General features: G+C 70.3%; 10 protein-coding genes. 8 read left to right on the forward strand and 2 right to left on the reverse strand.

The annotated features are described in order from the left end of the window. The first annotated feature begins 124 nt into the window (after positions 1-124). Positions 125-1,132 (forward strand): cytochrome d ubiquinol oxidase subunit II, encoded by a 1,008-nt coding sequence (gene cydB, locus ACYVO7_RS19295; protein WP_460451434.1) that lies wholly within the window; start codon positions 125-127, stop codon positions 1,130-1,132. Then, the gene (locus ACYVO7_RS19300; protein WP_406857970.1) at positions 1,129-1,251 is read left to right on the forward strand and encodes a DUF2474 domain-containing protein; all 123 of its coding nucleotides are present in this window, start codon (positions 1,129-1,131) and stop codon (positions 1,249-1,251) included. The genes cydB and ACYVO7_RS19300 overlap by 4 nt, the downstream gene beginning before the upstream one ends. A gap of 34 nt (positions 1,252-1,285) precedes the next feature. Here ACYVO7_RS19300 and ACYVO7_RS19305 read toward each other — a convergent pair whose 3' ends face one another. Further along, the gene (locus ACYVO7_RS19305) at positions 1,286-1,957 is read right to left on the reverse strand and encodes a flavin reductase family protein (RefSeq protein WP_460451435.1); all 672 of its coding nucleotides are present in this window, start codon (positions 1,955-1,957) and stop codon (positions 1,286-1,288) included. Further along, on the reverse strand, positions 1,954-2,658 hold the full coding sequence (locus ACYVO7_RS19310; protein ID WP_460451436.1) for a GntR family transcriptional regulator: 705 nt from the start codon (positions 2,656-2,658) through the stop codon (positions 1,954-1,956). The genes ACYVO7_RS19305 and ACYVO7_RS19310 overlap by 4 nt, the downstream gene beginning before the upstream one ends. 204 nt (positions 2,659-2,862) lie before the next feature. Here ACYVO7_RS19310 and ACYVO7_RS19315 point away from each other — a divergent pair, with 204 nt between their 5' ends. The 6 genes from ACYVO7_RS19315 to ACYVO7_RS19340 all read left to right on the forward strand — a co-directional run. Beyond that, positions 2,863-4,443 (forward strand): ABC transporter substrate-binding protein, encoded by a 1,581-nt coding sequence (locus ACYVO7_RS19315; protein ID WP_460451437.1) that lies wholly within the window; start codon positions 2,863-2,865, stop codon positions 4,441-4,443. Between the two features lie 30 nt (positions 4,444-4,473). Next, positions 4,474-5,466, forward strand: coding sequence for an ABC transporter permease (locus ACYVO7_RS19320; RefSeq protein WP_460451438.1), 993 nt, complete (start codon positions 4,474-4,476; stop codon positions 5,464-5,466). Beyond that, positions 5,456-6,382: an ABC transporter permease gene (locus tag ACYVO7_RS19325; RefSeq protein ID WP_460451439.1), complete on the forward strand. Its 927-nt coding sequence runs from the start codon at positions 5,456-5,458 to the stop codon at positions 6,380-6,382. Before ACYVO7_RS19320 ends, ACYVO7_RS19325 begins: the two co-directional genes overlap by 11 nt. A 19-nt stretch (positions 6,383-6,401) precedes the next feature. Further along, positions 6,402-7,601 carry an amidohydrolase family protein gene (locus ACYVO7_RS19330; protein ID WP_460451440.1) on the forward strand — a complete coding sequence of 400 codons (1,200 nt, stop codon included), beginning with the start codon at positions 6,402-6,404 and terminating at the stop codon, positions 7,599-7,601. Further along, positions 7,601-9,091 (forward strand): amidohydrolase family protein, encoded by a 1,491-nt coding sequence (locus tag ACYVO7_RS19335; protein ID WP_460451441.1) that lies wholly within the window; start codon positions 7,601-7,603, stop codon positions 9,089-9,091. Before ACYVO7_RS19330 ends, ACYVO7_RS19335 begins: the two co-directional genes overlap by 1 nt. Continuing rightward, on the forward strand, positions 9,088-9,924 hold an 837-nt coding region (locus ACYVO7_RS19340; RefSeq protein ID WP_460451442.1), incomplete at its 3' end, for an ABC transporter ATP-binding protein. The genes ACYVO7_RS19335 and ACYVO7_RS19340, both read left to right, overlap by 4 nt.

The raw sequence follows: 9,924 nt of genomic DNA on the forward strand, positions 1-9,924 counted from the left end.
GAGGGGGGGGTGGGGGGGTGGTTGCGGTGGGGGGGGGGGGGGGTGACGCCCGCCCGGTCTATCGACCCGCCCCGCGCCCGGGGGGCCCCGCCCTCCCCGCCCCTCAGGCCGGCGGAGTGAACCCATGAGCGTGTCCTTCGATCTCACCACCGTCTGGGCGCTCCTGATCGCCTTCGCGATCTTCGCCTATGTGGTCATGGACGGCTTCGACCTCGGCATCGGGGTGCTGTTTCCCACGCTGCAGGCCGGGGAGGAGCGCGACACTGCGATGAACTCGGTCGCGCCGGTGTGGGACGGCAACGAGACATGGCTGGTGCTGGGCGGCGGCGGCCTGATGGCGGCCTTTCCCCTCGCCTACGCCATCATCCTGCCGGCCCTCTACGCGCCGCTCATCGCGATGCTGCTCGGCCTCATCTTCCGCGGGGTCGCCTTCGAGTTCCGCTGGCGCGATCCGGCGCACCGGCCGTTCTGGGACGTCGCCTTCGCGGGCGGCTCGCTGGTGGCGACCTTCGCGCAGGGCGTGGCGCTCGGCGCGCTCCTGCAGGGCATCGCGGTCAGCGGCCGCGCCTATGGCGGCGGCTGGTATGACTGGCTGACCCCCTTCAGCCTGCTCACCGGCTTCAGCCTCGTCGTCGGCTACGCCCTGCTGGGCAGCACGTGGCTGCTGATGCGCACCGAAGGATCGACCCGCGACCATGCGCGGCGCATGTCGTTCCGCTTCGCCATCGCCACCATCGCCTGCATCGCGGCGGTGAGCGCGGCCACGCCCTTCCTCGACAAGGCCTACGCCCAGCGCTGGTTCGCCTTTCCGAACATCCTGTTCACCGGCCTGGTGCCCCTGCTGGTGGTCGCCGGGACGGCGCTCTTTTTCCGGACTCTCGCGCGCGGCGCCGAGCGCGCGCCGTTCCTGATCGCGCTGGGGCTCTTCCTGTTGTCCTTCATCGGCCTGGGGATCAGCATCTTTCCCGACATCGTCCCGGGCCGCGTCACCATCTGGGAGGCCGCCTCGCCGCGCTCCAGCCAGATCTTCTTGCTGGTGGGAGCGGCGGTGCTGATCCCCATGATCCTGGCCTACACGGCCTACGCCTACTGGGTGTTCCGCGGCAAGGTCGGGGCCGAGGGCTACCATTGAGCGCCGCGCCCGAGCGCCCGCTGCTGGCGAGGCTGGCCTGGTTCGCGGCGCTCTGGGCCGGCGGCGTCCTGTCCGTCGCGGCGGTCGGCCTCGTCCTGCGGCTCTGGCTGAAACCATGACGTCGCCGCCGCACCGACCCCGCGAGGAGCCGCGTCAGGCGGGCGAACGCTCCTGCAGGGCGCGCCACTGCGCCACCGAGAGCGTCGGCAGGTCGAAGAGGTCGCGCGTCGTGGAGTAGCCATGGCCGCCCATGCGGCCGATGGCGTCGAGCGCGACGGGATCGACGTGAAGATTTCCCGCGTCGACGACGCTGCGGTGCAGGTGGGCGTGCACCACCTCGCCCAGGATGATGTCGCGGGAGGAGCCGATCGACAGCGTGACGTGGTGGCGGCACTCGAACGCCGCCGGGGATTCGGCGATGGCCGGGCAGCCGACCTTCACGCCGGGGCGCAGCGTGAAGCCCGCCGCCGCCAGCTCGTCCACCTCCGGCTCGAACGGCGTCGCGCAGGCGTTCATGCCGTCCAGCATGGCGTGCGACACGATGTTGACCGTGAATTGCTGCGTCTGGCGGACATTGCGGCCGGTGTCCTTGGGCCTGCCGTCCGGGCGGTGCTCCACCCCGAGCGCCAGGATGGCCGGGTCGGCCGAGAGACAGTTGAAGAAGCTGAACGGGGCCGCGTTGACCCGGCCGTCCCGGTCCACCGTGGTGACGAGCGCGATGGGGCGCGGCACCACCGCCCCGATCAGCAGCTTGTAGCGCTCTCGCCCGGTCAGGGCCGAGAAGTCGAAACCGATCGCCTCGTGCGGCGCGACGCTGTCATTCAAAGCCCCTCCTCCCGCCCATAGGCGGCCAGGACGTCACGCAGGTCCGGCTCGGCCGGCCGGCCGAGCAAAGCCCGATTCATCACCGCGCCGAGATGGTGGTCCATGAGGTCGAGCGCGCGCCGCTCGTCGCCGGCCACGAGGGCCTGGATCACCTCGCGATGCTCGGAGACGGCGCATTCGGACGAATGCGGCCGGCCATAGAGGGCCAGGATCAGCGAGCAGCGCGAGACGGTCTCGTTCACATAGCGGATGAGCAGCGCATTGCCGGTCATCTCGGCCAGCAGCGCGTGGAACTCGCCCGCGAGCCGGATGGACTCGCGCTCGCTGCCCTTCGCGGCGGCCTTCTCCTCGGCCGCCACATGGGCCTTCAGCCGGGTCACCTGGTCGGGCGCGAGCCGGCCCACCAGGGCCTGGATGACGAGCCTTTCGAGCCCGTTGCGCACCATGAACACGTCGCGGCCTTCCTCCAGCGTCGGATAGGCCACGAAGGCGCCCCGGTTGGGACGAAGCTCCACGAGCCCCTCCCCGGCGAGCCGCACCAGCGCCTCGCGCGCCAGCGTGCGGCTGACGCCCAGCCGCTCGCCGATCGCGTCCTCCGGCAGCTTCGCGCCCGGACGCAGGGCCTGCTCGATGATCGCCCGCCTCAGCGAGCGGTACACCGCGCTCGCCCGCGTCCCGTTCCCCTTCGCCTCGTCCGCCATGCCGCGACTCCGCCCTGCGCCGCCGGTGGCCCGCGCAGGCGGCCCAACAGTGATCGCATACAAATACCATGCTTCATTGCATGCGATACAGATGAAAAAAAATAGGCCGAGATTGGCGCAAAAAACTGCATGCAATGTGGAGCGAGATCGCACACAATCCGTCGGAGAGCGCCGTTGCTCACGCTTCAGCCGGAGGGATTTCGCATGCGCAGCACAAGACGCCTCATCCTCGCCGCGGTCTCGGCCTTCGCCCTGGCCGGTCCCCTGGCGGCGGACGCCAAGACGCTGAAATGGGGTGCGCCGCGCGAGATCGGCTCGCTCGACCCCTACTCCTTCGGCGAGACCTTCACGCTCTCCGTGCTCAACCACGTCTATGAGGGCCTCGTCCGCTACACGGGAGACCTCAAGATCGAGCCCGCGCTGGCGACGTCCTGGAGCAACCCGACCCCGACCACCTGGCGCTTCGAGCTGCGCAAGGGCGTGAAGTTCCATGACGGCGCGCCGTTCACGGCCGACGACGTCATCGCCTCGCTGGAGCGCGTCACCCACGCCAACTCGCCGCTGAAGGGCAACCTTCCCGCCTACAAGTCGGCGAAGAAGATCGACGACGCCACGGTCGAGATCGAGGTCAACGCCCCCTATCCGCTGTTGCTGAACGACCTCACCAACATCTACATCTTCAGCAAGCCCTGGCTGGTCGCCAACAACAGCCTGCTGCCCACCGACGCCGGCAAGGGCGTGGAGGGCTACGCCACCAACAACGCCAACGGCACCGGGCCCTTCAAGGTCGAGTCGCGCCGGCCCGACGCCAAGACGGTCTTCGTCGCCCATGCGGACTGGTGGGACAAGAAGGTCCACAACATCGACCGGATCGAGTTCACCCCGATCACGTCGCCGGCCACCCGCGTCGCCGCGCTGCTCTCCGGCGAGGTCGACTTCACCAACGGCGCGCCGCTGCAGGACCTGCAGCGCCTGTCCGCCTCGCCCGACGTGAAGGTCTTGCAGACCAACGAGTTGCGGACGGTGTTCTTCGCCTTCAACCTGCGCGACAAGCTGGTGGAGTCCGACGTCGCCGACAAGAACCCCTTCAAGGACAAGCGCGTCCGCGAGGCGCTCTACCGGTCGATCGACATCGACGCCGTGCAGAAGCGCGCCATGCGCGGCCTGTCCCGCAACACGGGCTCGCTCGTCGCGCCGGCCATCCCGGGCTACGTCAAGGAGCTCGACGCCCGGCCGCCCTTCGACCTCGAAGCCGCCAAGAAGCTCCTGGCCGATGCGGGATATCCGAACGGTTTCTCCTTCCTGTTCAACTGCAACAATGATTCCCTCGTGAACGAGGAGGAGTTCTGCCAGGCGGTGGCGTCGATGTGGTCGCGCGCGGGGCTTCGCCCCACGGTCAGCATCGCGCCGCGCAGCCAGCAGACGCCCAAGCGGGTCAAGGGCGAGTTCGACGTCATCTCCTTCGGCTGGGCGAACGAGCCGATGATCGACGCCTACTCCATCCTGATCCAGGTGATGCGCAGCAAGGACGGCGCGGGCGGGGTGTTCAACTGGGGCGGCTGGGGCGATCCGCGCATCGACGCGCTCACCGACAAGGCCGGGGTGGAGATCGACGCCGCCAAGCGCATCCCGATGATGACCGAGGCGCTCAGGATCGCCAAGGACGAGACCCTGTTCATCCCGATGCACCAGCAGCCCATGGCCTGGGCCGCCCGCAACACCGTCGCGACGATCGTGCAGGCGTCCGACAACAAGCCGCGGCTCTGGTTGACGACCCTGAAGTAGGCAGCCCCGAACTCGCGGCTGGAGGCCCTGATGCTCTCCTTTCTGGTCAAGCGGATCGCCCATGCGGCGGGGGTCATGATCGCGGTGGCGTTCTTCGCCTTCATGATCTTCCGCTTCGTCGGCGATCCCGTGGAGCTGATGCTGAACGAGCAGGCCTCGCAGGCGCAGCGCGACGAGCTGCGCGAGAAGCTCGGGCTCAACCACGGCTTCGTCCTCCAGTTCGCGACCTTCGTGGCCAACGCCGCGCGCGGGGAGTTCGGCATCTCGTTCCGCAATCAGCAGGAGGTCTCCATGCTGATCGCAGAGCGCTTCCCGGCCACCTTCGAGCTCGTGATCGTGGCGACCGTCCTGTCGCTGCTCATCGGCGTCCCGCTCGGCGTCTACACGGCCATCCGCCGAAGTTCCGCCGCCGCCCAGGCGCTGCAATTCGTCTCGGTGCTGGGCGTCTCCCTGCCGAGCTTCGCGGTGGGGATCCTGCTGATCCTGCTCTTCTCGGTGACGTTGGGCTGGCTGCCCGCCTTCGGGCGCGGCGACGTGGTGCAGCTCGGCCCCTGGTCGACGGGGTTCCTCACCCCGTCCGGCCGCGCGGCGCTGGTGCTGCCCGGGATCACCCTCTCGCTGTTCCAGATCACGCTCGTGATGCGGCTGGTGCGGGCCGAGATGCTGGAGGTGCTGCGCGCCGACTTCATCCGCTTCGCCCGCGCCCGCGGCCTGCGCGAGCGGGCGGTGAACTTCCACCACGCCCTGCGCAACTGCCTGATGCCGGTGATCACCGTCACGGGCCTGCAGATCGGCAACCTGATCGCCTTCGCGCTCGTCACCGAGACCGTGTTCCAGTGGCCCGGCATGGGCCTCCTGTTCGTGCAGGCGGTGACCTTCATCGACATCCCCGTGATGGCCGCCTACCTGATGGTGGTCTCCTTCATCTTCGTGGCGCTGAACACGCTGGTCGATCTGCTCTATGCGGTGGTCGACCCGCGCCTTCGCCAGGACGCCCTGCAGGGAGGCGCCCATGCGCGCTGACTTCGCCGGCCGGCTGCGCGGGGCGTGGGACAGCGACATCGGCTGGAGCTTCCGCCGCAGCCCGATCGCCATGGGCTCGACCGTGGTCATCGTCGTGATCGTGCTCGGCGCGCTGTTCGCGCCGCTGATCGCGCCCCAGAACCCCTACGACCTGACCCAGCTCTTCCTCGACAAGGCGGAGCTGCCGCCGATCTGGTCCGCCGACGGCGAACGGCCCTACTGGCTGGGCACCGATCCGCAGGGCCGCGACGTGCTCTCCGCGATCCTGTATGGGAGCCGGCTCTCCATCCTGATCGGCGCGGCCAGCGTCATCGCCTCGATGGCCATCGGCGTCACGGTGGGCCTCGTGGCCGGCTATTTCGGCGGCCGCATCGACAACGTCCTGATGCGCGTCGGCGACACGGTGCTGAGCATCCCGACGCTGCTCGTGGCCATCCTGCTCAGCGCGGTGTTCCGCGAGCTGCTGCCCCCGTCGCTGCGCGGGCCCTTCGCGGGAGCGATCCTGGTCGCGGCCATCTCGCTCACCGGGTGGGTGCAATACGCCCGCACGGTGCGAGCCTCGACCATGGTGGAGCGGGGCAAGGAGTATGTGCAGGCGGCGCGGATCATCCGCGTGCCCTCGTTCAGGATCATGCGCAGGCACATCCTGCCCAACACGCTGACGCCCGTGCTCGTCGCCGCGACGCTCAATCTGGGCCTCGCCATCCTGTCGGAGGCGACGCTGTCCTTCCTGGGCGTGGGCATGCCGCCGACGCAGCCCTCGCTGGGGACCCTGATCCGCATCGGCAACCAGTACCTGTTCTCGGGCGCATGGTGGCTGGTGGTGTTCCCCGCCGTGCAGCTCGGGCTGATCGTGCTGTCCGTCAACCTCCTCGGCGACTGGCTGAGGGACGCCCTCAACCCGCGGCTGCGCTGACCGCGAACGGAGTTCCCCGATGGCTCACGACCTTCTGCTGCGCAATGTCCGCCCGATGGGCGGGGCGCCCGTGGACGTCCTGGTCAAAGGCGGCCGCATCGACGCCGTCGCTCCGGCGCTCGAAGCGCCCGCCGGCGTGGCCGTCGAGGACGGCGGCGGCGCCCTGCTGCTGCCCGGGCTTGTCGAGGCCCACACCCATCTCGACAAGTCGCTCTGGGGCATGGCGTGGCGGCCCAACAGCGCCGGCCCGCGCCTCCTCGACAAGATCGACAACGAACGCCAGCTCAAGAAGCCGCTCGACATCGATCCGGCGCGCCAGTCCGCTCGGCAGGTCGCCCAGTCGGCGCGCATGGGCACGACCCATATCCGCACCCATGTCGACGTCGACACCGACCACGGCCTGTGGGGAGTCGAGGGCGTCATGGCCACCCGCGAGCGCTACGGCGAGCTGGTCGACATCGAGATCGTGGCCTTCCCCCAGTCGGGCCTGCTGCGGCGGCCCGGCACCCTGGAGCTGCTCGACGCCGCCATGGCGGCCGGCTGCGAGGTCGTCGGCGGGCTCGATCCCTGCGCCATCGACCGCGACCCGAAGGGGCATCTCGACGCCATCTTCGGCCTGTCGCAGAAGCATGGGCGGCCGCTCGACATCCACCTGCACGAGCCGGGCGAGATGGGCGCCTTCTCGATGGACCTCATCTTCGAGCGCACGCGGGCGCTCGGCATGGCCGGCAAAGTGGTGGTCAGCCACGCCTTCTGCCTGGGATCGCCGGACCGCGACCTTGTGGATCCCATGATCGAGGAGCTGAGCGCCCTCGACATCGCCATCATGACGACCGGCCCGGCCTCCCGCCCCGCCCCTCCCGTCCGCAGGCTCGTGGAGGCCGGCGTGCGGGTGTGCTCCGGGTCGGACGGCATCCGCGACACCTGGGGGCCCTATGGAAACGCGGACATGCTGGAGCGGGCCATGTTCCTCGGGCTGCGCAACAATTTCCGCAAGGACGAGGAGGTCGAGATCGGCTTCGGGGTCTGCACGACCGGCGGCGCGGCCGTCATGGAGCTGAAGGACTACGGCCTCGAGATCGGCGACTGGGCCGACCTGCTGGTCGTCGACGGCGAGACCGTGACCGAAGCCGTCGTCACCCGCCCCGTGCGTCGCCTCGTTGTCAAGCGCGGCAAGGCGACGGCCCGCGACGGGCGCTGCCTCGTCGAGGTTCCCTGATGGCCGCCCGCCGCCCCCGCGGCCGCGTCCGCCTCCGGTCCCGCTGGGTGGTCGGACATCGCGACGGAAGGCATGCGCTGCTGCGCGACGGCGAGGTGGTGTTCGAGGACGGGGCGATCCTGTTCGTCGGCCACGACTTCCCGGGCGAGGTCGCCGAGGACATCGACCATGGGAACGCTTTGATCGGGCCGGGCTTCGTCGACCTCGACGCGCTTTCGGACCTCGACACCACCATCCTGGCCTATGACAACCAGCCCGCCGTGCGGAAAGGCCGGGTCTGGCCGCGCACCTATCTGGAGGCCGGCCCGTTCGAGATGCTGACGCCCGAGGAGCTCGTCTTCGCCAAGCGCCACGCCTTCGCGACGCTGCTGCGCAACGGGATCACCACGGCCCTGCCCATCGCGTCGCTGTTCTACCGGGAATGGGGCGAGACCTTCGCGGAGTTCGCCGGCGCGGCGGAGGCCGCCGCGGATCTCGGCCTGCGCGTCTATCTCGGCCCGGCCTACCGCACCGGCAACATGGTGGCGGAGGAGGACGGCCGGATCGGCCTTCACTTCGACGAGGAGCGGGGCCTGGCCGGGTTCGCCGAGGCGGTGCGCTTCTGCGAGACCTTCGAGGGGACGGCCGGCGGCCTCGTCCGCACCATGCTGGCGCCGGACCGGATCGAGACCTCCACGGCCGCCCTGCTGCGCCGGACCGCCGAAGCGGGGCGCGCGCTGGGCGTGCCGGTGCGGCTGCATTGCTGCCAGTCCAAGATCGAGTACGACACGGTCCTGCGCCTCCATGGCGCGAGCCCGCCGGAATGGCTGCAGAGCCTCGGCTTCCTGACGCCCCGCACGCTGCTGCCGCACGGGACCGTGGTGTCGGGCAGCCGCATGGTCGAGCGGCCGGGCCGCGACCTCGCCATCATCGCCGAGGCCGGCTCCGTCATCGTGCATTGCCCGCTGGTCTCCGGCCGGCATGGCGGCGCCATCGATCATTTCGGCCGCTATCGGGCCCTGGGTCTGCGGATGGGGCTCGGCACCGACACGTCGCCTCCCGACATGGTGATGAACATGCAGGCCGGCATGATGCTCTGCCGCGTGCTCGCCAGCGACGGCCAGGCCTGCCGCTCGGAGGACTACTACGACGCCGCGACGCTCGGCGGGGCCGATGCGCTGGGCCGTCCCGATCTCGGCCGGCTCGCGCCCGGCTGCCGCGCCGACATCACGGTGTTCGACCTCGACCGGCCGCATCTCGGGCAGGTCATCGACCCGATCCAGACCATGATGCTGGCCGGCCACGGGCGCGATTTCAGCGCCGTGATCGTGGACGGCCGCTTCGCGATGGAGGACCGGGCCATCCCGGGCGTAGACGAAGCCGCCGACCAGCGCCGCGCCCAGGCGCAGTTCGAGAAGGTCATGGGCCTTTATCCGCGCCGCACCTTGGGCCACCCGCCCGTGGAGGAGATCTTCTCCTCAGCCTACCCCGTCGTCAGGAGGCCAGGATGAGCGTCGCCGCCCTGGACCCGCCGTCCCTCCCCGTTCTCTCGGTGAAGGATCTCGCTATCGGCTTCGACGGCCGGCGCGGGACCGTCACGGCGCTGAGCGGCGTCAGTTTCGACATCGCCGCGGGCGAGATCCTGGGCGTGGTCGGCGAATCCGGCGCCGGCAAGTCCCTCACCGGCACGGCCGTCATCGGTCTCCTGGAGGCGTCCGGGCGCATGCTGGGCGGGTCCATCGCGCTGCGGGGCGAGCGCATCGACCAGCTCGGCGCCCGCGACATGCGCCGCATCCGCGGCAAGCGCATCGGGGCGGTGTTCCAGGACCCCCTCACCTCGCTCAACCCGCTGCTGCGCGTCGGAGACCAGATCGTCGAGACCATCCGGACGCATCTGCCGGTCGGCGAGGCGGAGGCGCGTCGGCGCGCTTTGTCGCTCTTGCGCGAGGTCGGCATCCCCGCGCCCGAGGTGCGGATCGACCACTATCCGCATCAGTTTTCAGGCGGCATGAGGCAGCGCGTGGTCATCGCGCTGGCGCTGTGCGCCGGGCCGGAGCTGATCATCGCCGACGAGCCGACGACGGCGCTCGACGTCTCCATCCAGGCCCAGATCACCTCCCTGCTGCGGCGCCTCTGCCGCGAGCACGGCGCGGCCATCATGCTGGTCACCCACGACATGGGGGTGATCGCCGAAACGGCCGACCGCGTGGCGGTCATGTACGCCGGGCGCATCGTGGAGATCGGCCCGGGGGGGGGGGGGGGGGGGGGGCCGCGCCCCCCCCCCCCCCCCCCGCCCCCGCGCGCCCGCCCCACCCCCCCCCCCCCCCCCCCCCCCCCCCCCCCC

Source organism: Alsobacter sp. SYSU BS001988 (assembly GCF_054796215.1).

Coding starts and splice junctions, on each gene's coding strand:
- cydB (WP_460451434.1), top strand. CDS start 125: ATGAGCGTGTCCTTCGATCTCACCACCGTCTGGGCGCTCCTGATCGCC.
- ACYVO7_RS19310 (WP_460451436.1), bottom strand. CDS start 2,658: ATGGCGGACGAGGCGAAGGGGAACGGGACGCGGGCGAGCGCGGTGTAC.
- ACYVO7_RS19315 (WP_460451437.1), top strand. CDS start 2,863: ATGCGCAGCACAAGACGCCTCATCCTCGCCGCGGTCTCGGCCTTCGCC.
- ACYVO7_RS19320 (WP_460451438.1), top strand. CDS start 4,474: ATGCTCTCCTTTCTGGTCAAGCGGATCGCCCATGCGGCGGGGGTCATG.
- ACYVO7_RS19325 (WP_460451439.1), top strand. CDS start 5,456: ATGCGCGCTGACTTCGCCGGCCGGCTGCGCGGGGCGTGGGACAGCGAC.
- ACYVO7_RS19330 (WP_460451440.1), top strand. CDS start 6,402: ATGGCTCACGACCTTCTGCTGCGCAATGTCCGCCCGATGGGCGGGGCG.
- ACYVO7_RS19335 (WP_460451441.1), top strand. CDS start 7,601: ATGGCCGCCCGCCGCCCCCGCGGCCGCGTCCGCCTCCGGTCCCGCTGG.